Genomic DNA, 24004 nt, shown 5'->3' on the forward strand with positions numbered 1-24004 from the left:
GACACGGCTGCTATGCCGCCCGGCCCCGGGCTCCGCTGCTCGGAAATGGCTTTGCATCTGACGACACAACCGCTATAAAAGACCACCCGCCAGCGCAGCGGAAGCTCATCAAGATCACGTGGAAAACAATAAAATGACCGTGCTCGCCCGTGCTGCAACCCTCACCAATTACCTGGAAGTTTCACGCCATCTGGGCCTCAACGGCCATGGCCTGCTGGCTCAGGCCGGCCTCAGTGCATCGCTGCTGGAAACCCCCGATCAACGCATCCCGGTGGCCGCCGCCATCAACGTGCTGGAGGAGTCGGCGCGGCTGAGCGGCTGCGAAGCCTTCGGCCTGCGCATGGCCGAACTGCGCCAGTTGTCGGACTTTGGCCAGGTCAGCCTGCTGATCAGCCATCAGCACTCGCTGCGTGACGCCCTGCAGGTGATCGTGCAGTACCGCCACCTGCTCAACAACGCACTGGCCATCCACATCGAGGAAATCGGCAAGACGGTGATCATCCGCCAGGAGGTCATCACCGACCAGCCGATGCACAGCCGCCAGGCCATCGAGCTGGCCATCGGCGTGATGCACCGCTTCTGCTCGGCGCTACTGGGCTCGCACTGGCACCCGATCAGCGCCAACTTCACCCACGCCGCCCCCGCTGACCTGGCCATCCACCGGCGCATCTTCGGCTGCAAGCTGGAGTTCAACACCGACTTCAATGGCATCGTCTGCTCGGCGGCCGACCTGGACACCGCCAACCCCCAGGCCAACGAAGGCATGGCGCGGCTGGCGCAACGTTATGTGGGGTTGCTGCAGGACGAAAACCTGCCATCGCTCACGCTGGAAGTGCGCAAGGCGATCTTCCTGCTGATGCCCATGGGCCGCGCCACCATCGAGCACATCGCGCAAACCCAGGGCATGAACGTGCGCACCTTGCAGCGGCGCCTGGAAGAAGAAGGCGCGACCTTCAGCGAGCTGGTCAATGGCGTACGCCGCGACCTGGTGGTGCGCTATCTGGAAAGCCCTGGCTATTCGCTGGGGCGCATCGCCGACATGCTCGGTTATTCCATGCACAGCTCGTTCACCCGCTGGTTCATCAGCCAGTTCGGCCAGCCGCCAGCCACCTGGCGTGCGCAGCATGAGCCGCACACACAAACCAGACGCAACCGCAGCGCCGCCCAGGCAACCACCAGCGCACGCTGACGGCCCTGGGCCTCTGGGCTACATGCCGACGTGCATCAGGCCCAGCACCAGCAGCACCAGGAACACCGTCTCGCCCACCATCAGCAAAATCGGCTTGATGCCTACGGCGGCCAGCTCCTTGAGCTGGGTTTTCATGCCCAGGGCTGCGATCGATACCACCAGGCACCCACGCGACAGTTCGTTGATACTGCCCTGCACAGCCAGCGGCACCCAGCCGGTGCTGTTGACGCAGGCAAGGATCAGGAAGCCGACCGCGAACCATGGCAGCAACGGCGGGCGCTTGCCGGTACTGTCGATACCCTGGCGACGGGCGATCATGGCCGCGACGACGATCACCGGCACCAGCATGGCCACGCGCATCAGCTTGACCACGGTGGCGGTATCGCCGGTTTCGGTGGACATGCTGTAGCCCGCCCCCACCACCTGCGCCACATCATGGATGGTGGCGCCGAGGAACACGCCGGCGGCTTGCGGCGACAGGCCCAAGGCATTGGCGATCATCGGGTAGAGGATCATCGCCAGGGTCGACAGCGCCGACACGCCGATCACCGTGAACAGCGTGGCCCGCTCCTTCTGCGGGTGGCTGGGCAGTGCAGCAGCCAGCGCCAGCGCCGCCGAAGCACCGCAGATCGCCGTGGCGCCACCAGTAAGCATGCCGAACAGGCGCTGGAAGCCCATGGCCTTGGCCGCCACCATCGACACGCCGATGGTCACCACCACCAGTATCACCACCAGCGCCACCGCCTTCCAGCCAAGGCCAGCCATCTGGTCCAGGGTGATGCGCATGCCCAGCAGCGCGACGCCCAGGCGCAGCACACTGCGCGCGGTAAACTCGATGCCGGCCTTGCACTTGCTGTCCGCGCTAAGAAAGTTCAGCGCCAGCCCCAGCAACAGGGCGAACAGCATCACCGGCGCGCCGTAATGTTCGGCCAGGAAGCTCGCCGCACCCGCAGCGATCAAGCTGACGATCAGCCCCGGGGCCAGGTCGCGCACCCGGTTGTTGACCTGGGCAAACGCCAGCGTGCTCATGCCTCCCTCTCCGCCAGGCCTGACACCGCCAGCTGCATGGCCTCCAGCAAGGCCTCGGCCGGCTGCGCGCCAACCACTTGCAGTCGGTCATCGAAAACGAAGCACGGCACGCCGCGCCCGGCGATGTCGGCGCTGGCACTGACGAACGGCAGGCCGTCGCCACGCAAGCTGCCGGCCAGGGCCTCTGGGGCAAAGCCGCACTGCTCGGCGATGCGCAACAGCGTAGCGCGGTCGCCCAGGTCTTCACCCTGCTTGAAATACGCAGCCAGTAACCGCTCCAGCAGTGCCTCTACCTGTGCTTCACTGCCCAGCTCACTGGCGTGAAGCAACAGGCGATGGGCGTCGGCGGTATTGGGCATGCGCTCGATGCGGCTGAATTCGATCTGCTCGCCGACGGCGCTGGCCGCTGCGCGCACCTGGGCCTGACGTTGCCGCACCGCCTGATCGCTGCCCAGGCGTCGCCGGTAGAACTCGGCGAACGGCTGGCCATCGAATGGCAGCTCAGGCAACAGTTGCACGCCCTGCCAGGCCAGGTTGACCTCGACCTCTGGCTGCGCTGCCTTGAACTGCGCCAGGGCGGCTTGCAATTGCCGGCGGCCTATCAAGCACCACGGGCAGATGAAATCGAAGTACACATCAATCGACAACGAACGCTTCACGAACGGGCCTCCAGTTCTGGCTGCACAGGTGCCTGGGCAGTTTCACCGAGCTGCAGGCGCGCCATGTCCAGGTGATAGTGACGCTTGGCATAAATGAACACCGCTGCAGCGCCGATGCTGATCAACGGCACCAGCTGGAATGCCGACTGCAAGCCGATCAGGTCAGACACCTTGCCGGTGATCAGCGGGCCGGTGGCCAACCCGAGCAGGTTGTTGCACAAGGTCAGCGTGGCAAACGCGGTGCCGTGCACCGTGTAGTGGGTGAGGTTGGCGACCATGGCGCTGGACGGGCCATTGGTGCCGGCGGCGATCATCATGCCCAGGCAAATCAGCACCAGTTGCGGCATGCCGGGCGGCAAGGCAAAGGCCACTGACAGCAGCACACAGCTGCCCAGGCAGTAGGCGATGGCCAGGCTGATTTTGTGGTCCGGGCGCTTGCGCCCCATGCGGTCGCAAAGCATGCCGCACAGCACGATGCCCACCCCGCTGCACAGCACGATAATCGCAGCCACGGCGCCGGCGCGGTCGGTGCTCATGGCGTAGTAGCGGTTCAGGTAGCTGGGGAACCACACGATCACCGTGCCACCGACGAACAACTGCAAACCGCTGCCGACATAGGCGCTGATGACCGAGCGGCTTGAATACAGGGTACGCAGTGGCCGCATTGCCTTGAGCGCAGCCTTGTCGGGCGTTGCTGCCAGGCCTTTGGGGGCAATGCGCGCCTCGCGCACGATGAGCGGATACAGCAGCGCCAGCGCCAGGCCGAAGAAGGCCATGCCGGCGAATGCCCAGCGCCAACCCAGGTGCTGGGCCATCACACCGCCCAGGCCCATGCCCAGTACCGAACCGAACATGCCACCGGCCATGAACGAGCCGGCCAGGGTGGCTCGCATCTCACGCGGGAACACTGCCACCACCACGGCAATACCGACGCTGCCATAGGCTGCCTCGCCGACACCAACCAGAAAGCGTGCGATGAACATCTGCTGGTAGTTTTCCGCCAGGGCGCATCCCAAGGTAGCCAGGCTCCACATCACGGCCATGAACGTCAGGCTCTTGATCCGGCCAATGCGGTCGGCCAGCAACGACAGGGGGAAGGTCAGCAAACCGACCATCAGCGCGACGATGCCACTGAGCAGCCCGAGCTGGCTGTCGCTGAGCTGCCATTCCTGCTTGAGCAGCGGGAATACGGCGTTGAGCACTTGCCGCGACATGTAGTCGGAAATCAGCAGGCCGAAGGTCAGGGCGAAAACGATCCAGGCGTAGCGCCGTGGAATGCCGAGCGAAGTATCAGTGCCTGGTTCTGCCGCACTGGCGTGATAGGTGGCCATGCTGCCTCCTCGGATATCTGAGTTTTTTTGTTTTTATTGCTTACAGGCTATCGCGTAGCGATTGGGGCCGCATTGCGGCCCCAACGTGTCTGGCGGGTCAGAAAGTCGCATCCCCCATGATCCCGGCGCGCTCCATCTTGCGGTGGCAGGCTGGGTAATCCATGACGGCGTAATGCTGGGTACTGCGGTTGTCCCAGATGGCAATGCTGTTGGGCTTCCAGCGCCAGCGCACCTGGTACTCGGGGATGTAGGCCTGGCTGATCAGGTAGCGCAGCAATTCGCCCGCACCGGGGTTGGCGTCCTGGCCGAAACGCACGCGCTCGGGGGTGTGGTAGTTGCTGAAATGGGTGGCGAAGGCGTTGACGAACAGCACCTTCTCGCCGGTCTCGGGGTGAGTACGCACCACCGGATGCTCGGCATCCGGGAAGCGCGCCTTTAGTGCCAGGCGTTTTTCGATCGGCATGGCCGCGCCAAAAGTGGCCTCGATGCTATGTCGCGCCCGCAGCCCTTCGATACGCGTCTTGATCTCGGTCGGCAGGTTGGCGTACGCCAGCACCATGTTGGTCCACAGGGTGTCGCCGCCCACCATAGGGCTTTCCACGCAGCGCAGCACGCAACCCATCGGCGGCTTTTCACGCCAGGTGGCGTCGGTGTGCCAAGCGTTTTCATAGCGGTCAACCGGCGTGTCCGGCGACTTGTAGATCTGCACCAAGCCCGGGTGGTCCGGGTCGCTGCCGACCACGGGGTGGTCCTCCAGCTCGCCAAAGCGGCGGGCGAACGCCACGTGGTCGGCGCGGCTGATGTCCTGGTCGCGCAGGAACAGCACCCGGTGCTTGAGTAACTGGGCACGGACCTCTGCAAACAGGCCGTCATCATGAATCGCATCGGCCAGCCTGACGCCAAGCAGTTCGGCACCGATGGCGCAGGTCAATTGTTCGACTTGCATGGCAGTGCCCTCCTCAGATGACGAAGATCGACGAGCCGGTGGTCTTGCGCGACTCCAGATCACGGTGCGCCTGAACTGCGTCCTGCAAGGCGTAGTGCTGGTTGATCTCGATCTTGATGCGGCCACTGCCCACATGGCCGAACAGCTCGCCTGCCAGGGCGGCTTTCTCGGCAGGGTCGGCGATATAGTCGGCCAGGGCCGGGCGGGTCAGGAACAACGAGCCCTTGATCGCCAGGATCTGCGGGTCGAACGGCTCGATGGTGCCAGAAGCGGTGCCCACGCAGACCATCAGGCCACGGCGCTTGAGCGAGTCCAGCGAGCCCATGAAGGTAGTGCGCCCGACGCTGTCGAACACAACGTTGACGCCAACCCCGTCGGTCAGCTCGCGCACGCGTTTGGCCACGTCTTCGTGGCTGTAGTTGATGGTGTGGTCGCAACCATGGGCACGCGCCAATTCGGCCTTGGCGTCGGTGGACACGGTACCGATCACGGTCAGCCCCAGCAGCTTGGCCCATTGCGAGACGATCAACCCGACACCACCCGCAGCGGCGTGCAGCAGGATGCTGTCCCCTGGTTTGAAGTCGTACAGGCGACGCATCAGATACGAGGCCGTGAGGCCGCGCATGGTCATGGCCGCGGCCGTTTCGAACGCGATGGTTTCCGGCAGCTTGATCAGCGGCGCGGCAGGGATCAGGCGCTCGGTGCTGTAGGCGCCGAGGGTATTCATGAAGCCGGTGTAGGTCACCCGGTCGCCAACCGCGACGTGGCTGACACCCTCGCCCACCGCCTGGACCACGCCGGACGCTTCCACGCCCATGCCGTTGGCCAGCGGGATCGGGTAGGTGCCGTTACGGAAATAGGTGTCGGCGTAGTTCAAGCCGACCGCCACATGGCGCAGGCGCACCTGCCCAGGGCCCGGTTCGCCGACTTCGACGTCTTCGTAGCGCAGGACCTCAGGCCCTCCGGTTTCGTAGAAACGTACCGCTTTGGCCATGCCAATCTCCCTTCTTGTAGTTTTTGTTGAACAGCAATATTCGTCTTGAAGGGCAATTTAGGCCGTTGCGCAATGCGCCGCTTATCATCGGACGACAACGGTTTTTCAGTTCATGACAGCGCCCCCGGTTTCAGTGCCGGGGCGCGGCTGGCATGGCTCAGAACGCCGAAATACCGCCATCCACGGCGATTGCCTGGCCGGTCATGTAGCTGTTTTCGCGGGCGCACAGCATCAGCATGGCCGCAACGATTTCGTCGGGGGTACCCAAGCGCTTCATCGGCGAGCCCTGGGCGAGAAACGCCTGTTCCTCGCCCACATCGCTCCCGGTAACCATGGGCGTGGCGCTGTAGAACGGGCACAGCGCATTGACGCGGATGCCTCGGCGGGCGTATTCGACCGCCGCGGTTCGGGTCAGCCCCACCACTGCATGCTTGGCAGCGGCATAGGCGGCCAGCTTGGGCGCACCGCCAAGCCCGGCCATGGAAGCGATGTTGAGGATGACCCCGCCGCCTTGCGGCAACATCTGGCGGAGCTGTTGCTGCATGCAGAAGAACACGCCCTTGGTGTTGACCGCGTGGCTGCGGTCCAGCTCTTCTTCGGTGGTGTCGACGAAGCGCTTCATTGGCGTAAGGATGCCGGCGTTGTTCACCCCCACATCGAGGCGGCCGAAGTTGGCCATGGCCGCGTCCACCAGCGCCTTGACCTGCACCTCACGGGTCACGTCGCACGGCACCGCCAGCACTGTGGCGCCGGCCTCGCGCAAGGCGCCGGCCACCCGCTCCAGGCCCGTCACGTTGCGGTCGCCGAGCACCAGGCGGGCGCCCAACCCGGCCAGGCGCTCGGCCAACAATGCGCCAAAACCGCTGGCGGCGCCGGTGATCATCACCACCTGGTTGCGATAGCTGTCCAGGTTCATCCGGCCACCCCCGGCGCGGTACGGGCGAGGATCTTCTTCGCCAGGCTCATGCGGTGCACTTCGTTGGGGCCGTCATAGATGCGGAAACTGCGCGCATCGCGGAAAATCCGCTCGACGATCGACTCGCCGGTAACGCCCTGCCCGCCGAGCACCTGCACACAACGGTCGATCACCCGCCAGATGGCCTCGGAGCTGAGCACCTTGGCCATGCTCGACTCGAAATTGCCGCGCTCGCCCTGGTCCAGTACCCAGGCGCAGTGCCAGATCGACAGGCGCGTGGTGTGCAGGTCCATTTCGTTGTCGGCGAGCATGAAGCCCACGCCCTGATGCTCGCCCAGCGGCTTGCCGAACGACACCCGGTGGCTTGCGTAGCGGCAGGCTTCGTCATGGGCACGACGGGCCTGGCCGAGCCAGCGCATGCAATGGGTCAGGCGCGCTGGGGCCAGGCGCACCTGGGCGTAACGGAACCCTTTGCCCACTTCGCCCAGCACATCGCTGGCGGGAATGCGCAGGTTGTCGAAGCGCAGCACCGCGTGGCCGCCGGCGAAACAACTGTCGAGCGAGTCCATCATGCGTTCGAGGATGAAACCGGGGCGGTCGGTGTCGGTGAGGAACATGGTCGCGCTGCCGTCTTCCATGCGCGCCATGATGATTGCCACTTGCGCGCCTTCGGCACCGGTGATGAACCACTTCTGGCCGTTGATGACGTAGTCGTCGCCGTCGCGTACGGCCTGGGTGGTGAGCATCGACGGATCGGAGCCGGCGCCCGGGCTTGGCTCGGTCATGGCGAAGCAGGAGCGGATCCGGCCCTGCACCAGCGGCTTCAGCCAGCGGTCTTTTTGCGCAGGCGTTGCCACTTGTTCCATCAGGTGTATGTTGCCTTCGTCGGGGGCATGGATGTTCAGGGCCACCGGCCCAAGCGGCGAATAGCCGGCCTCTTCGAAGATGATCGCCTTCTCGATGTGGCTCAGGCCCAGCCCGCCCATCTCACGCGAGGCATGCGGAGTCAGCAGGCCGTGTTCACGGGCGCGCTCAATCAGCACCTGGCGCAGCTCGGGCGACGGACCGTGGGGTGTCTGGCGCGGGTCGCGCTCCAGGGGGATGACGACGTCAGCAACGAACTGCCGTACTTTGGCTTGCAGGGCAGTCAACTCGGCAGACAGGGCGAAATGCATGGCGGTATTCCTTAACAGGGTCATCAGGGGTCAGGCGAGCAGGCGACGCGGGTCGATGGAGGCGTGCACGTGCTCCATGACGGTCCGGTCGATCGTTGCCTTGGCAGGGTCGTAGGCTGAGTAGTTGAGGGTGCGGATGTAGGCACGCAGCACCTGCGGGCCAGCCATGTCGATGTCGACGATGTTCAGGCAGGCCGGGTCTTGCTCGAAGGCAGCCAAGGCACCAAGGCCGGCGCCGCAGGCCCAGGCCAGAAGAATGCGGTTGACCGCATCGTGGCTGACCAGCAGCAGCGTGTTCCAGCCAGGTGCTTCCAGCAACTGCTGGAAGCTGCCCTGCACGCGTTGCTGGAACGCGGCCCAAGCCTCGCCGCGCAAGAAGGCTGCGTCGGGGCGATCGGCGAGCTGGTAGGCCTGGGCCACTTCACGGTGCAGGTATTCACGGGGGATTTCCCGCAAGCGGCCGGCACGGATTTCACGAAACCCGGCGCGCTCTTCCACAGGCTGGACGCGGCCGCCCAGGAGCTGGTCGAGGGTTTGCCGGGTGCGCGGGTAGTCTGAGCACACGGCGCGGTCGAATGGCGTGTGCGCCAGCACCTGGCCCAGCGCCTGGGCCTGGGCTACGCCCTTGGCCGACAACGCCACGCTGCGTGGGTCGAGGGGGCGGCCGCTGGCGTCGAAGTAGTCGACATGGCCATGGCGCACCAGGTAGCAGCGGCGTCGGCGCACGGGCTGGGCAGGCTGTTCAGTCATGGGCCAATACCTTGGGGTTAGTGATGCTCAGTTGTGCACGGTTGATGGTGCGCAGTGCCGCCATCAGGCGGGCGCGGGGCTCGCCGGCCTGGTCGTAGGCACCCTGGCGAATATGCTGGGCGAGTTCGCTGCGGGCTTGCTCGAGCGAGGCCTGGCCTTGCAGCAGACCGGCCATGGCCTGGCGTTCGATGTCGGCACAGGCCGCACCCTGGGCGGCCTCGCGGCTGGCGATCAGCAAGGCGCTGGCCACCATCCGCGCCTCGTAGTGCAAGTGCGCCGGCAATGCGGGCAACAACTGTCTGAGCACGGCGTCACGCGCCGTCAGCAGCAAATCCTGGGCATCGGGCTGGTTCATGCGCGGCCTCCTTGGGTGAGCAACAGCAGTTCCTGTTCGAGCTCGCTGACCATGCGCCCGGTCAACGCCAGTTCCAGCGAGCGTTGCTGGCCTGAGGCATGGCGTTCGGCCTGCTGCAGGGCGATTACCGCCCAGCGCAGGTGGGCCATGACCTGCCAGAAACGCAGCGTTTCTTTGTCCAGGTCGAGTGGCGAGACGCTGCGGTAGCCGGCGAGCAGGTCGTCCAGGCGGCCGATGCCGCCCGCCGCCAGGTCCGGCCGGGTAAACCGCCAGCAGCGTGCGGTGAACCAGCCCAGGTCTTCGCGGGGGTCGCCCCAGCCGGCGAATTCCCAGTCCAGCACACCGCAGAGCTGCCCTCCCTCGACCATGTAGTTGCCTGTGCGGTAGTCGCGGTGGATCAGGCAGGTGGCAAGGGGCGCAGGCTTGTTCAGCTCGCACCAGCGCAGGCCCCATTCGATGATCGGGTGGCTGCCCGGCAAAGCATCGAGGAACAGGCGGTACTGGTCGACGCTGGCCTGCACGGCGTCGGCCACCGGTGCAGGCAGGAACGCCAGCGCCGCTTGCGGTGGGCGCAGTTGGTGCAAGCGTGCGAGGTTGGCCCCAAGCGCCCGGCACAGCCCCGGGTTGCCCTCGGGGGCGCGTTGGCTGCTGGTCAAGCGGTGGCCGCCAGCGTGGCCGGCCAGGGCCTGCATGATGAAGAAATCGCGCCCGATCACCTGTGGCGTCTGGCACAGCCACAGTGGCTGGGGCACCTTCACACCCACGTGGTGAGCGGCGCTGAGCACGGCGAACTCCTGCTCGCGGCTCATGCTGGCGGCCACGGCGGAAGCCGCATCGGTGCGCAGTACCCAACGCTGCGGCACACCGGCAACCTCGGCCTTGACCAACCAGTTCTCCTGGATGGCGCCGCCTGACAAGCGCCCGCTGTGGGTGATGCGCACCGGCTGGCCGTGCAGGCGCTCCTGTAGATAGGCAGACAGCACCTCATGGGCGTCTGATACGTCGATGCGAGCACTGGATTGCTGCGCGAAATGGCTGCTTGGCATGGTCGGTCGAACTCACTGTTCACGAGTGCCGTGGCTCTAAGCAAGATGGTTGCCAGCTTCCTGCGAATTAAATATTCTCTTAAAAATCAATAGGTTGAATACCGTTTCCCAGCGCACTCAACGCCATTCAATTCAAACTTGAACAGCGCCATCGCACAGCTGAAACCGCCGTTCAATTCTGCACAGCAAGCCACTGCCCTCCCCCAGCAGAATTTCCCCGCGCCGGGCGTGCGCTCGGCTAGGATGTCTGGCCAAACCGATGGAACCTGCTAGCCATGCATCTTCCCGCGCTCAAACCGAACCAGCTGCGCCCGCCCGCCGAGCCGACCAAGGGGGTGGTGCGAGCGCGGCTGCTCGAGCAGCTGGCCAACGCCCTGGACGAAAGTAGCGTCGTGCTCCTGCAAGCACCGCTGGGCTATGGCAAGAGCACACTGCTTGGCCAGTTCACCCGCAGCCTGGCCGGGCCCTGGGCATGGCTGCGCCTGACCCGCGCCGAGAACCAGCCACTGGCCCTGCTGCTGCACCTGCACGCGGCGCTGCAACTGCCTGCGCAACAACGCGATACACCGCAGGCCGAGCACCTGTGGAGCCTGATCCTGGCCGACCTGGAGGCCCGCCAGGCGCCGCTGACGCTGCTGCTCGACGACCTGCACCTGCTCAACGCCGCGCCCGCCTGGCAGTACCTGGACACGCTGCTGCATTACCCGCCGCCTGCGCTGCGCCTGGTCGCCGCCAGCGAAGGGCCGCCCCCGCTGCCGCTGGCCCACTTGCGCCGCGATGGTCGGCTGATTGTGCTGGGCGCCCGTGACCTGGCCCTGGACAGCGAAGAGACGCGCCAGTTGGCACAGGCCCGGGACGTCAACCTGGGCAGCGATGCGCTGTACCAGCTGCGCGCCGGCAGCGAAGGCTGGCCCAGCGGTGTGCTGTTCTGGTTCGAGGCCTACCGCGAGGCACTGCACAGCACCGGCCAGGCCCCCGCTGACCTGCGCCCGATCACCCGCCAGGCCTATGCCCATGCCCGGCAGTTTCTCGAAGAAGAACGGCTGCAGCGCCTGCCCATGCCGTTGCGCGCATTTCTCGAACACACTGCCGTGGCCCAGGTGTTCGATGCAGGCCTTGCCAGCGAACTGGCCGCCAATGCCGATGTGCCCGCCGCGCTGCGCCAGCTGCAGCGCCTTGACCTGATCATCGAAGTCCCCCAGGGCAGCCACGCCGAGTACCGCTACCACCCTGCCTTGCGCAACAGCCTCTACCAACGCCTGGAACAACGCGACCCCCAACGCCTGCGCCAACTGCATCGCCAGGCTGCCAGCTGGCTGCTGGCCCAGCGCCGCTACACCGAAGCGATCTACCAGTTTGGCCGGGCACGCGACCTGGATGCCGTGCTCAACATCGTCGACCGGCACGGTTTCGAGCTGCTGCGCGAGGGCAAGGTCAACACCCTGGTCGATGTGCTCGACGAGGTCGCCGGCCATACCGGCAACGACAGCTTCACCTTGGCGGTGACCGAGGCCTCCACGGTGATGGTCACCAACGATATCGCCCAGGCCTGCCAGTGCCTGCACCAGCTACACGCCTTGCAGCGCCGCCAGGCAGTGCCGCGCCACCCCGAGCGGGTGCAGCAGACGGTGATGTTTTTGCGCAGCCGCCTGGCCTACCTGGGGGGCAACCTGGGGCACGCCCTGGCCCTCGCGGCGCGGGCACTGCAGCGGTTTCCCCAGCACAACGCAGCGCGCTCGGTGCTGTATTTCGACCGCGCCAACTGCCTGGCTGCGCTCGGCCAACTGGAGCAGGCCCACACCGAAGGCAGCCGCGCTCTGCGCGAGCTGCAGGGCTTTGGCCTGAGCGGCTACACCAACCTGCTGCAATTGTTGCTGGCGCAGATCGAACTGGCCCAGGGCGCCAACGATGCTGCATGGGCGCGCCTGCAAGGCATGGCCGAGCTGCCTGCCGCCGGCAGTTCGGGGCGCTTCTATCAACTGTTCCGCCACCTGGGCAAAGGCCTGGCACTGCTGCAAGCCAACCGCCTGGCCCAGGCACGCCAAGCCCTGGCTCAGGCCGAGGTGCTGGCACTGGGCTTCCCCCACAGCGCTGCCCTGCCGTGGGTGTTCCACCACCAGGCATGCCTGCACTGGGCGCTGGGCGAGACCGGCCAGGCCAAGGCACGCTGGGCAGAGGTACGCCGGCTGGCCCGCCAGAACCGTTTGCTCACCCTCTACCGCCAGGCCGGCGCCTGGCTCGCGCGCCTGGCCTTGCGCGACAATGAGCAGGACTACCTGCCCGACTGGCTCGACCAATGGCACTGGTGCCGTCGCCAATATGGCGAGCAACTCTTACCGGAAGAGTGGCTTGCCTATGCCTGGGTGCAACGCCACCTCGGCCAGCGCGACAAGGCCTGGCAGATCCAGCGGAGCTTGCAGGCTCAAGCGCAGGCCCAAGGCAACCGCCGCCTGCTGCTCGACGCACTGCTGCTCGACGCTGCCCTGCTACTGGACCGTGGCGCCCGCGACGACGCCCTGCTCTGCCTCGAACAGGCGCTGCAACTGGCCTGCACCTACGGCTTCGGCCAACTGCTGCAGTACGAAGGTGACGCCTGCCTGGAGTCCCTGCGCCAACTGCTGCTGCCCCAGGTGCGCGAACGCCTGGGCCTGGAGGCTCCAGCGCCCTCGCGCGAGCACCTGAATGCCCTGTTCCGGCCATTGCTGGCAAACAAGGAAAACGTGGAAAGCGCCTTGATCGTGCCGCTCTCGCGCCGTGAGCTGGAAGTGTTGCAGCGCATGGCCCGCGGGCAGAGCAACGGCCAGATCGCCGAGGCGATGTTCATCAGCCTGAGCACGGTCAAGACCCACATCAACAACCTGTTCCGCAAGCTCGACGTGGCCGACCGCGACAGCGCCCTGTGTTCGGCGCGCGAACTGCAACTGCTGGGCTGACCTCCACCTGGCCCTCGCTGCGATTCCACCCGCCATTCCACCCGGGGGGTGGACGCGGCGCCCGGGCCTGCCTGTTACAACATGCCGAGTCCACCCAGCCAGGAGTTCGGCATGCCCAGCTACACCGCCCCATTGCGCGATATCACCTTTGTTGCCCAGGAGCTGCTCGGCCTGAGCCGCCACTACCAACAACTGACAGGCTGTGAAGCCCCGGACGCGGCTACCTTCGCCGCCATCGTCGAAGAAGGCGCCAAATTCGCCGAACAGCAGCTGGCCCCGCTCAACGCCGTGGGCGACCAGCACGGCTGCCAGTGGCAGGACGGCAAGGTCACCACCCCGCCCGGCTTTGCCGATGCCTACAAACGCTTCGCCGACAACGGCTGGCTGGGCCTGGACAAGAACCCGGCCTTCGGTGGCCAGGGCCTGCCGCCGTCGCTGGGGTTCGTCAATTACGAGATGGTGTGCAGCGCCAACCACGCCTGGGGCATGTACGGTAACCTCGCTGGTGGCGCCATCAGCACCCTCAGCGAGCACGCTGACGAAGCCCTGCAGCAGCGCTTGCTGCCACCGATGATCGCCGGCCGCTGGGGCGGCACCATGTGCCTGACCGAGGCCCACTGCGGGTCGGACCTCGGCCTGCTGCGTACCAGCGCCAGGCCCCAGGCCGACGGCAGCTACCAGGTCAGCGGCAGCAAGATGTTCATCTCCGCCGGTGAACACGACATGACCGAGAACATCATCCACCTGGTGCTGGCGCGCATCGAAGGCGCACCCGCAGGGGTCAAAGGCATTTCGCTGTTCGCCGTGCCAAAGATCCAGGTCGACGCCCAAGGCCAGCTTGGCGAGCCCAACGGTGTGAGCTGCGGCTCCATCGAACACAAGATGGGCATCCACGGCAACGCTACCTGCGTGCTCAACTTCGACAGCGCCACAGGCTACCTGCTGGGCGAGGCCAACCGTGGCCTGAACGCCATGTTCACCTACATCAACGAGTCGCGCCTGGCGGTGTCCCAGCAGGCCCAGGCCCACGCCGAAGCGTCGTTCCAGGGTGCCTTGGCCTATGCCCGCGATCGCGTGCAGATGCGCGCCACACCCCGCCTGCGCAGTGACCAGCCAGCCGACCCGATCATCGGCCATGCCGATGTACGGCGCATGCTGCTGACGCAAAAAGCCTATGCCGAAGGTGGCCGCATGCTTGCCTACACCTGCGCCAAGGGCGTCGACCAGCTGCACCACGGCGCCAGCGCCGGCGTGCGCGAGGCTGCGGCGCGCCGCCTGGCGTTGCTCACGCCGATTGCCAAAGGCTTCCTCACGGAAACCGGCAACGAGGCCGCGCAACTGGGTATCCAGGTATTCGGTGGCCACGGCTACATCCGCGAGTGGGGCATGGAGCAGATTGCACGCGACGTGCGCATCACCGCGATCTACGAAGGCACCAACACCATCCAGGGCCTCGACCTGCTGACCCGCAAGGTGCTGGCCGATGGCGGCGAAGCCCTGGGCGAACTGCTCGGTGAAATCGAAGACTTCATCCAGAGCACAAGTGCCCCGGTCCACCTGGCCCAGGCTCTGCTCAAGCAAGTGATTGCGTGGCGCGAAGTCAGTGCCTGGCTGCGTGACGCCAGCGCAGGCGATGCCAACCTGATCGGCGCCAGCGCCTACGACTACCTGATGCTCAGCGGTTACACCCTGCTCGGCTACCTCTGGCTGCGCGCTGCCTGCGTGGCCGAACGGGCACTGGCTGCCGGCAGCGACGAGGTTGCCTTCTACCAAGGCAAGCGCGAGACCGCGCGCTTCTACCTGCAGCGCCTGCTGCCACGCGCCAACCTGCATGAAACACTGATTCGCACCGGCAGCGACAACCTGATGGATATCAGCGAGGCAGCATTCGCCCGCTGATACCACCGAGAGGGTGATCGCTGGTTGATAACTCTCCAATTTAGCGACGTCCCTGTGGGAGCGGGTTTACCCGCGAACACCGGCACAGCCGGTGCCATGCACCGCGTTGGATTATTCGCGGGTAAACCTGCCCCTCACACCCGACCCAATAACAAGAAGGTTCCCTCCCATGCAGCTGATCGACTATCGCCGCGAAAACCAACTGGCCCTGATCGGCCTGCGCCACGCGCCGGTCAACGCCCTTGGCCATGGCTTGCGCGAGGCACTGATGCAGGCCTGCAGCCGGGCCGCTGCTGACCCCGAAGTGCAGGCCATCATCCTGCACGGTGAGCAACTGCCGTTCAGTGCCGGTGCCGACATCAGCGAGTTCGGCAGCCCACGCACCTGGGAGCCGCCGGCACTGCCCGAACTCCTCGATGCCCTGACCCGCATCGAAAAACCCCTGATTGCCGCCATCGACGGGGTGGCCCTGGGCGGCGGCCTGGAACTGGCCCTGGCTTGCAGCCATCGTCTGGCTACCGCCACCGCACGCCTGGGGCTGCCCGAAGTCCGCCTGGGCCTGCTGCCCGGTGCTGGCGGCACCCAGCGCCTGCCGCGCCTTATCGGCGTGGCCCCGGCGTTGGAGATGATGCTCAGCGGCGACCCGATCGATGGCCGCCAGGGCCTTGCCCTGGGTCTGATCGATCGCCTGGTCGAAAGCCGGCAGGACTTACTCGAAGCAGCCTGCACTTTCGCTCGCGAGCAACTAGCCCAACCGGCCCTGCCAAGCGCCCCTGCAACACTTTTGGCCGCTGGCCTGGAAAGCGACTTCTTCGCCAGCCGCGAGGCACAGCTGATCGCCCGCAAGCCCGGCCAGACTGCGCCCCTGCGCGTGCTCGCCGCGGTCCGCGCCGCCTGCGAGATGCCCCTGGCCGAGGGCCTGGCCCGCGAGCAGGTACTGTTCCGCGAAGCCCTGCAAGACCCACAGGCCACCGCCCTGCGCCACCAGTTCTTCGCCGAGCGCGAGGCGCTGCGCGTACCCGGCATCGACGCCAGCACGGGGCTGCGCAGCATTGACCGGGTGGCGGTGATCGGCGCCGGCACCATGGGCGCCGGCATCGCCATGAACTTTATCAACGCCGGTATCCCGGTGCGCCTGCTGGAGCTCAAGCCCGAAGCACTGGACCGGGGCCTGGCGCACATCCGCAAGACCTACGAAGGCAGCATCAAGCGCGGCAAGCTGGGCGCCGGGCAGCTCGAACAACGTATGACCCTGCTGCAAGGCACCCTCGACTACGCCGACCTGGCCGACGCCGACCTGGTGATCGAGGCGGTGTTCGAGGACCTGTCGATCAAGCAGCAGGTGTTCCGCACCCTGGACCGGGTGTGCAAGCCGGGCGCGATTCTCGCCAGCAACACCTCGACCCTGGACGTCGACCGCATCGCCGCCTGTACCCGCCGACCGCAGGACGTGGTCGGCCTGCATTTCTTCAGCCCGGCGAACGTCATGCGCCTGCTCGAAGTGGTGCGCGGCCGGCTGACGGCGCCCGACGTGCTGGCCACCACGCTGCAGGTCGCCAGGCGCATCGGCAAATTGCCAGTGGTGTCGGGCGTGTGCTTTGGCTTCATCGGCAACCGCATGCTCGAACCCTATGCCCGCGAAGCCCACCGCCTGGTGCTTGAAGGCGCCTCGCCAGCCCAGGTGGATAAGGTGCTCACCGGCCTGGGCCTGGCCATGGGCGTGTTCGCCATGTACGACCTGGCCGGCATCGATGTCGGCTACCTGGTGCGTCAGGCACGGCGCAGTGAAATCGCCCACGACCCGAGCTACTTCCGCCTGGCCGACGAGCTCTACAGCCTGGGCCGCTACGGCCAGAAGAGCGGGCGGGGGTTCTACCGCTACGAAGGCCGCGAACGCATCGAAGACCCGGAAGTGGAGCAGATTGCGGCGCAACTGGCGGCCAGGCTGGGCATCACCCGGCGCACCATCAGCGACGCCGAAATCCACGACCGCTGCCTGTTCATGCTGGTCAACGAGGGCCTGCAGTTGCTCGATGAAGGCATTGCCCTGAGAAGTGGCGACATCGACCTGGTGTGGACCAACGGCTACGGCTTCCCGGCCTGGCGTGGGGGCCCGCTGCACTATGCCCGCGAGCTGGGCCTGGACAACGTGCTGGCGGGCATCGAGCAACAGCGCGAAGCGCTCGGCGCCTATGGCCAAATGTGGCTGCAGCCAGCCCCGTTGCTGCGGCGCCTGGCTTCCAGTGCGAAGTTGCGCACGGCCAGCATCTGAGTCGTTCTCCCCTGTCATCAAGGACCCCCGGACATGAAAGAAGCCGTCATTCTCTCCACCGCCCGTACGCCGATCGGCAAGGCCTTTCGCGGCGCGCTGAACAACACTCGCTCGCCGAGCCTGGCCGCACAGGCCATCCAGGCGGCAGTTGCCCGCGCCGGCATCGCCGGTGATGAAATCGAAGACTTGGTAATGGGTACCGCGATGCCCTCCGGCACCGCTGGCTGGAACCTGGGCCGCATGAGCGCGCTGGCTGCCGGCCTGCCGGTGTCGGTCAGCGGCCAGACCCTGGACCGCCAGTGCGCCTCCGGGCTGATGGCAATCGCCACCGCCGCCAAACAGATCATGGTCGATGGCATGCAGGTGACCGTCGGCGCCGGCCAGGAAAACATCAGCGCGGTACAGTCGCGTAACCTGGAATGGGCATTGGCCGAGCAGGACATCAGCGTGATCCAACGTGTCCCACACGCCTACATGCCGATGCTGCAGACTGCCGAGCACGTGGCCAAGCGCTATGGCATCAGCCGCGACGCCCAGGACGCCTACGCCCTGCAGTCACAGCTGCGCACCGCCGCCGCCCAGCGCAGCGGGTTGTTCGAGACCGAAATCGTGCCCGTGACAGCGCAGCAGCTGATCAAAGACAAGCAGACCGGCGAGGTCAGTTACCGCGAGGTGACCTTGACGCAGGACGAAGGCAACCGCCCGCAGACACGCCTGGAGGACCTGACCGGCTTGAAACCCGTGCTAGAAGGCGGCTGCATCACCGCCGGCAATGCCAGCCAGCTGTCCGACGGTGCCAGCGCCTGCGTACTGATGGACGCGCGCCTGGCCGAGCAGCGCAACCTTGAGCCGCTCGGCCTGTACCGGGGCATCGCGGTGGCCGGCCTGGCCCCGGAAGAGATGGGTATTGGCCCTGTGTACGCCGTGCCGCGCCTGCTCAAGCAGCATGGGCTGAAGGTGGGCGACATCGGCCTGTGGGAACTCAACGAAGCGTTCGCCTGCCAGGTGCTGTATTGCCGCGACAAGCTGGGTATCGACCCCGCGCGGCTGAACGTCAACGGCGGCGCCATCGCCATCGGCCATCCCTATGGCATGAGCGGTGCGCGGATGGTCGGGCATGCCTTGCTCGAAGGCAAACGGCGCGGGGTGCGCTTCGTGGTGGTGACCATGTGCGTGGGCGGTGGCATGGGTGCCGCCGGCCTGTTCGAAGTACTTTGACCAAGGGCCGACAACATGCTTGCAAACACATTTTCCCTGGCTGATAAGACCGTGCTGGTCACCGGGGCCTCCAGCGGCCTGGGCGCGCATTTCGCACGCCTGGCCCAGGCTGCTGGCGCCCGGGTAGTGCTGGCAGCGCGCCGGGTCGAGCGCCTGCAGGTGCTGGCCGAAGCACTGCAGGCCAACGGCGGTGAAGCACTTGCCATAGCACTGGACGTGACCCGCCGCGACAGCGTCGAACAGGCCTTCGACCAAGCCGAGGCACGCTTTGGCGTGGTCGACGTGATCATCAACAATGCCGGTATCGGCGACCCCGGGCGCTTTCTCGATATGAGGGAGCAGGACTGGCAACGCATGCTCTCGACCAACCTCGACGGTGTGTTTCATGTCGCCCAGTGCGCAGCCCAGCGCCTGGTCAAGGCCGGGCAGCCAGGCAGCATCGTCAACATCGCCTCGATCCTCGGCCTGCGGGTCGGCAGCGGCCTGAGCCACTACTGCACGGCCAAGGCCGCCGTGGTGCAACTGACCAAGGCCATGGCACTGGAGCTGGCCCGTTACCGGATCCGCGTCAATGCCATTGCCCCAGGCTACTTCAGGACCGAAATGAATGAAGATTACTTCGACAGCGAGGACGGCCAGGGCTACATCAAAAACCACGTGCCGATGCGCCGCCTGGGGCAACTGCACGAACTGGACGGGCCTTTGCTGTTGCTGGCCAGTGATGCCGGCGCATTCATGACCGGCAGCATCGTGGCCGTGGATGGCGGGCACCTGGTAAACCCTCTGTAATGCCCCAGTTGCTATAGACAAGGAGCCTGTATGCCCGTCACCGCTTACCTGCCCCGCGTGGTTGCGCTGGTTACCCACCTGCATCGCCCCGCCGCTCCCAGCCGCATGGCGCAATTGATCGAGCAAGTAAGCGCCGACTACCGGCAACAAGCCCGTATAGAGGTCATCGAAACCACCCTGGCCGACCTGCTGCCACTGGCGCGCGAGCTGGAAAGCCACCAGCAGGCAGACGTCATTCTGTGTTCCGGTGCTGCCGCCGATTACTTGCGACAGCACCTGATTACCTCGGTGCGGACCCTGCACCTGGGCGAGTTCGACCTGATCCGTGCCCTGGTGCAGGCCCGCGACCGGGCCAGCCGGGTGGGTATCCTCAGTTTCGGCCAGCCGTATCCGGAACTGTCGGCGATGCAGGCGCTGTTCACCCTGCAGATTCGCGAGCACACCTACACCAGCCTGGAGCAGGCCCGGGATCAGGTCGAACGCTTGGTCGCGGATGGCTTCGAGGTGATCATCGGCTCGCCAACGGTATGCCAGTTGGCCGACGCAGCAGGTGCCCAAGGGGTACTGGCGCTGGATGCCGAAAGCCTGCGCCATACATTCGACAGCCTGGTGACCCTGAGTGCCAAGGCTGGTGGCGCCCCCACACGCCGCCTGCCACGGCGCAGCCTTGAACAGCCCGATACGCGCCCGTTCAAGGCGCGCCATCGCTTCGAGCAACTGCTCGGTGACGCACCGGCATTTCGCGCCATCCTCAGCCTGGCTCAGCGTTACGCACAGGCCGACGCCACGGTGCTGATCACTGGCGAAAGCGGTACCGGCAAGGAGTTGCTGGCGCAGAGCATGCACCATGCCAGCCCGCGCCAACAGGGGCCGTTCGTGGCGATCAACTGTGCGGCGCTGCCCGAGTCGCTGCTTGAAAGTGAACTGTTCGGCTACGAGGACGGTGCCTTCACCGGTTCGCGCAAAGGTGGCAAGCCCGGCCTGATCGAGCTGGCGCACACCGGTACTTTGTTCCTCGACGAGATAGGCGACATGCCGGTGGCGCTGCAGACCCGCCTGCTGCGTGTGTTGCAAGAGCGCGAGGTGCTGCGCCTGGGTGCCTGCGAGCCGACCCCGGTTGACATCCGGGTGATTGCCGCCACCCATTGCGACCTGCCCGCGCGCATCGCCGACCAGCGCTTTCGCCAAGACCTGTATTACCGCCTGAACATCCTGCGCCTGGCCGTACCGCCGCTTCGCGAGAGGATCGCGGACATCGTGCCGCTGTTCAATGCCCTGCTTGCGCGTCACTGCCGTGCCAATGGCTTGCCGTCTTCAAGCGACGAGCACGTGCATCAGCTTATGCCACTGATGCTGCGTCACCCTTGGCCGGGTAACATTCGTGAACTGGAGAACATCGCCGAGCGCGCGGCCTTTTGCCTGAGTACGCAGGGGCACGATGACGAGGTCGATCTGGCCACCCTGTTCCCGGAGTTCTTCGAGGCCGGCGCGGCTGCAGCGGCGAAGCGGCCCCTTGCCGCCACCGACAACCTGCGTAGCCTGGGCAAAGCAGCCGAAACGGCCCATGCGCGTCAGGTGCTGGACGGCTGCGACGGCGACATGGACGAGGCCGCACGGCGCCTGGGGGTCAGCCGCAGCACCGTCTGGCGGCGGGTGCGCAGCCTGGCCTGACCGGTCGTGGTTCCGGTTTGCATCCTGCACGTGGGCTCCTACAGTTTGAACGTAGCAACGCCGACGAGACCCCAGATGCGCAGCAATTAAGAAAGCGGCACCGTTAATGCCAGCCGATCCTTGCCAAAGATCCCGCGCAGTGCCTGGGCGCTGGGCTTCGTGTCGATGTTCATGGACATTTCCTCGGTCCACGCCCTGCTGCCACTTTACATGGTCACCGTGCTCGGCACCTCGGTGGTGGCGATGGGCGTCATCGAAGGTATCGCCGAGGCAACCGCCTCGATCACCAAAGTGTTTTCCGGTGCGCTCAGCGACCGGCTGGGCAAGCGCAAGCTGCTGACCGTGCTCGGCTATGGCCTGGGCGCGCTAACCAAGCCGGTATTCCCCATGGCTTGCGGGCTGGAGTGGCTGATCGCAGCACGTTTCGTCGACCGGGTCGGCAAAGGCATCCGTGGGGCGCCGCGTGATGCGCTGGTGGCTGATGTCACGCCCCTCGAGTTGCGTGGTGCCGCCTTTGGCCTGTTCAACCTGCTGACCGGGGTGGCACTGCTGGCGGCCAGCGTGGTGGCAGGGTTGTTGTGTGGTGCGGGTTTCCAGGCAACCTTCCTGGTCGGCGCAGGGCTTGCCAGCACCACCCTGGTGGGGGTGATGCTGTTACGTTGAGCACACCGGACTAGGCCAACGCCGGTTCCTGCTTGAGCAACGACCAGCCCCCGTGCCCATCCACCTCCAGCCGGTGAGTATGGAACCCCGCCAGTGTGCTGCGATGGCCAACACTGACCAGCAGCGCACCCGGCATTTCCGTGCGCAGCAGCGAATACAGGGCGTGCTCGAGCCCTTCGTCCATCGCCGAAGTGGACTCGTCGAGGAAGACGACCTCAGGCCGGTTGAACAGCACCCGTGCGAACGCCAGGCGCTGCTGCTCGCCCACCGAGAGAATATGCGACCAGTCGCAACTGACCTCCAGCCGATCCGCCAGATGAGCCAGGTTGACCTGGCGCAAGGCCTGTTGCATACGTACTTCGTCCTCGGGCTTGCTGGCTGCTGGGTAGGCGATGACCGCCCGCAAGTCGCCCAGCGGCAGGTAGGGACGCTGCGACAGGAACAACGCCTGATGGCCTGGCGGGCGCCTGACCTTGCCTTCAGCATATGGCCAGAGGCCCGCCAGGGCACGCAGCAGCGTGGTTTTACCACTGCCCGACGGGCCCTTGATCAACAATGCCTGACCGGCGTGCAGGCTCAGGTCAAGGTCAGCGACAAGGGCATGCCCGTCTGGCCGAAGTACCTGCAGATCAGTGATTTCCAGCGCATGTTGCTGAGCCTCGGTGGTGACACGCGGCAAGGCGCTCGCCTGCTCGTTGGCATCAAGAAAACCGGTCAGACGGTCGAGGGTGGCCCGGTATTGAGCGAACGCATCGTAAGATTCGCGGAAGAACGACAATGAATCCTGCACCTGGCCAAAGGCCTGGGCGGTCTGCATGACGTCACCCAACTTGATCGCACCGCTGAAGAAGCGTGGCGCCTGGAGTATAAACGGGAACACCACGGCAACCTGGCTAACACCCAAGTTGAAACCACTGAATTTCAGGTTCCGGAACACCAGCGCCCATGCGTTGACGATCAAGGAGGCAAAGCGGCCCAGCAACGTGCCACGCTCCACCAAGGCGCCTTGGTAGAAGGCAATGTTCTCGGCATTCTCGCGCAAGCGCATCAGCGCATAGCGAAAGTTGGCGGTGAGTTTTTCATTGAGGAAGTTCAGGCGGATCAACGGGCGCCCCAGGCGGAAGGCAATCCAGGTGGCAACGATGACATACAGGTACACGGCAAACACCATCGCCCGGGGGACTTCCACACCGGCAACCGCCAGCGGTGCCGACAGCGACCAGAGGATCCCGGTGAACGCTACCAGCGACACCAGTGCACTGACAGCGCCCAAGGCCAGGGTGACCGAGTTGGTGACAAATGCATTGGCATCCAGCTCGATACGCTGGTCAGGGTTGTCCACCGGCTCGGCCAGAAACTGACCACGGTAGTAGGCATCGCCGTGCATCCAGTCGTGGGTCAGGCGCTCGGTGAGCCAGACCCGCCAACGAATGCTGAATGCCTGGGTTACATAGAAGGTAAACAGCGAGCGCAGCACGTGGATGGTTGCCAGTACGGCAAAGACGCCGAGCATGTACCAGAAGGCGGATTGATCCAGCCCTTGCAAGGCACTGTAGAAGCCGTTGTACCAGAACGAGAACAGGACGTTCAGGCGCACCGAGAACAGCGTCAACACCAGCAACAGCGCAAACACCAACAGTGGCCGCCAACTGCGCCTGAAACTGAAGTAAGGCCCGGCAAGCTGCCAGAACTGGCTGCCCCAGCGTGTGCAACGGACAGCCAGTGTCGCGGCAGCGGTAAAGCAGACAAGGGTGATGAACGAAGCGATTGCCAGCCATCTCAGGCTCTCTTGCAGGGCCTGGTGCCAGTTCATGTCCATGGTGGGTATCCGTGCTGAGTATTTCCGCGAGCGTAGCATTGCCCTACGGTTCATCAGGCATTAATGACGTACATTTCATGATCCTGACCTGTTTCCGCTCCTACAGGGCACAACGAAAGGCCGGTGGATTGGTTTTGGCCAAAAAGACAAAACCCCTACCTGCATGCGCAGATAGGGGTTTTGCGAAATGAATCTTGACGATGACCTACTCTCACATGGGGAAACCCCACACTACCATCGGCGATGCATCGTTTCACTACTGAGTTCGGGATGGGATCAGGTGGTTCCAATGCTCTATGGTCGTCAAGAAATTCTGTAGCCAGAATGTCCAGATGGACAGCCCAGCGAAT

General features: G+C 65.4%; 19 protein-coding genes and 1 rRNA gene. 8 read left to right on the forward strand and 12 right to left on the reverse strand.

Annotated features, from left to right (window positions below):
* The first annotated feature begins 133 nt into the window (after positions 1–133).
* The gene (locus E8E78_RS08890; protein ID WP_016500599.1) at positions 134–1189 is read left to right on the forward strand and encodes an AraC family transcriptional regulator; all 1056 of its coding nucleotides are present in this window, start codon (positions 134–136) and stop codon (positions 1187–1189) included.
* An 18-nt stretch (positions 1190–1207) separates the two neighbouring features.
* Here E8E78_RS08890 and E8E78_RS08895 read toward each other — a convergent pair whose 3' ends face one another.
* The 10 genes from E8E78_RS08895 to E8E78_RS08940 all read right to left on the reverse strand — a co-directional run bounded on the left by E8E78_RS08895 (position 1208) and on the right by E8E78_RS08940 (position 10390).
* A complete protein-coding gene (locus tag E8E78_RS08895) occupies positions 1208–2218 on the reverse strand; it encodes a putative sulfate exporter family transporter (RefSeq protein WP_059395714.1) in 1011 nt (336 codons plus the stop codon).
* Positions 2215–2877: a DsbA family oxidoreductase gene (locus tag E8E78_RS08900; protein ID WP_280314127.1), complete on the reverse strand. Its 663-nt coding sequence runs from the start codon at positions 2875–2877 to the stop codon at positions 2215–2217. Before E8E78_RS08900 ends, E8E78_RS08895 begins: the two co-directional genes overlap by 4 nt.
* Positions 2874–4208 carry an MFS transporter gene (locus E8E78_RS08905; RefSeq protein ID WP_016485854.1) on the reverse strand — a complete coding sequence of 445 codons (1335 nt, stop codon included), beginning with the start codon at positions 4206–4208 and terminating at the stop codon, positions 2874–2876. Before E8E78_RS08905 ends, E8E78_RS08900 begins: the two co-directional genes overlap by 4 nt.
* Positions 4209–4305: 97 nt before the next feature.
* Entirely contained in the window at positions 4306–5154 is an 849-nt protein-coding gene (locus tag E8E78_RS08910; protein ID WP_114942356.1) for a TauD/TfdA family dioxygenase, read from the reverse strand.
* 13 nt (positions 5155–5167) lie between these two features.
* Complete coding sequence (locus E8E78_RS08915) at positions 5168–6148, reverse strand: quinone oxidoreductase (RefSeq protein ID WP_016500603.1); 981 nt, start codon at positions 6146–6148, stop codon at positions 5168–5170.
* Between the two features lie 157 nt (positions 6149–6305).
* The gene (locus E8E78_RS08920) at positions 6306–7064 is read right to left on the reverse strand and encodes a glucose 1-dehydrogenase (protein WP_049275175.1); all 759 of its coding nucleotides are present in this window, start codon (positions 7062–7064) and stop codon (positions 6306–6308) included.
* On the reverse strand, positions 7061–8239 hold the full coding sequence (locus E8E78_RS08925) for an acyl-CoA dehydrogenase family protein (protein WP_061203062.1): 1179 nt from the start codon (positions 8237–8239) through the stop codon (positions 7061–7063). Before E8E78_RS08925 ends, E8E78_RS08920 begins: the two co-directional genes overlap by 4 nt.
* A gap of 30 nt (positions 8240–8269) precedes the next feature.
* A complete protein-coding gene (locus tag E8E78_RS08930) occupies positions 8270–8989 on the reverse strand; it encodes a histidine phosphatase family protein (protein ID WP_280314137.1) in 720 nt (239 codons plus the stop codon).
* Complete coding sequence (locus E8E78_RS08935) at positions 8982–9344, reverse strand: DUF6285 domain-containing protein (RefSeq protein WP_016500607.1); 363 nt, start codon at positions 9342–9344, stop codon at positions 8982–8984. Before E8E78_RS08935 ends, E8E78_RS08930 begins: the two co-directional genes overlap by 8 nt.
* Positions 9341–10390 (reverse strand): phosphotransferase family protein, encoded by a 1050-nt coding sequence (locus tag E8E78_RS08940; protein WP_280314139.1) that lies wholly within the window; start codon positions 10388–10390, stop codon positions 9341–9343. Before E8E78_RS08940 ends, E8E78_RS08935 begins: the two co-directional genes overlap by 4 nt.
* Positions 10391–10665: 275 nt before the next feature.
* Here E8E78_RS08940 and E8E78_RS08945 point away from each other — a divergent pair, with 275 nt between their 5' ends.
* The 7 genes from E8E78_RS08945 (at position 10666) to E8E78_RS08975 (ending at position 21835) form a co-directional block, all read left to right on the forward strand.
* Positions 10666–13323: a LuxR C-terminal-related transcriptional regulator gene (locus E8E78_RS08945; protein ID WP_084966943.1), complete on the forward strand. Its 2658-nt coding sequence runs from the start codon at positions 10666–10668 to the stop codon at positions 13321–13323.
* Between the two features lie 111 nt (positions 13324–13434).
* A complete protein-coding gene (locus tag E8E78_RS08950; protein WP_049275169.1) occupies positions 13435–15222 on the forward strand; it encodes an acyl-CoA dehydrogenase C-terminal domain-containing protein in 1788 nt (595 codons plus the stop codon).
* A 169-nt stretch (positions 15223–15391) separates the two neighbouring features.
* Complete coding sequence (locus E8E78_RS08955) at positions 15392–17494, forward strand: 3-hydroxyacyl-CoA dehydrogenase NAD-binding domain-containing protein (protein WP_280314147.1); 2103 nt, start codon at positions 15392–15394, stop codon at positions 17492–17494.
* A 33-nt stretch (positions 17495–17527) separates the two neighbouring features.
* A complete protein-coding gene (locus E8E78_RS08960) occupies positions 17528–18712 on the forward strand; it encodes an acetyl-CoA C-acyltransferase (RefSeq protein ID WP_280314149.1) in 1185 nt (394 codons plus the stop codon).
* Between the two features lie 15 nt (positions 18713–18727).
* Positions 18728–19501 (forward strand): SDR family NAD(P)-dependent oxidoreductase, encoded by a 774-nt coding sequence (locus E8E78_RS08965; protein ID WP_049275167.1) that lies wholly within the window; start codon positions 18728–18730, stop codon positions 19499–19501.
* A gap of 30 nt (positions 19502–19531) precedes the next feature.
* Positions 19532–21172: a propionate catabolism operon regulatory protein PrpR gene (gene prpR, locus E8E78_RS08970; protein WP_156859985.1), complete on the forward strand. Its 1641-nt coding sequence runs from the start codon at positions 19532–19534 to the stop codon at positions 21170–21172.
* A gap of 120 nt (positions 21173–21292) precedes the next feature.
* Positions 21293–21835, forward strand: coding sequence for an MFS transporter (locus E8E78_RS08975; RefSeq protein ID WP_232893760.1), 543 nt, complete (start codon positions 21293–21295; stop codon positions 21833–21835).
* A 10-nt stretch (positions 21836–21845) separates the two neighbouring features.
* Here the strand turns inward: E8E78_RS08975 and E8E78_RS08980 are convergent, their stop codons facing one another.
* Positions 21846–23654 carry an ABC transporter ATP-binding protein/permease gene (locus tag E8E78_RS08980; RefSeq protein WP_049275165.1) on the reverse strand — a complete coding sequence of 603 codons (1809 nt, stop codon included), beginning with the start codon at positions 23652–23654 and terminating at the stop codon, positions 21846–21848.
* Positions 23655–23846: 192 nt separating this feature from the next.
* Positions 23847–23962 (reverse strand): 5S ribosomal RNA (rrf, locus tag E8E78_RS08985).
* Positions 23963–24004: the final 42 nt, after the last annotated feature.

This window comes from Pseudomonas sp. BN505 (assembly GCF_029873175.1).
Taxonomy (GTDB): domain Bacteria; phylum Pseudomonadota; class Gammaproteobacteria; order Pseudomonadales; family Pseudomonadaceae; genus Aquipseudomonas; species Aquipseudomonas putida.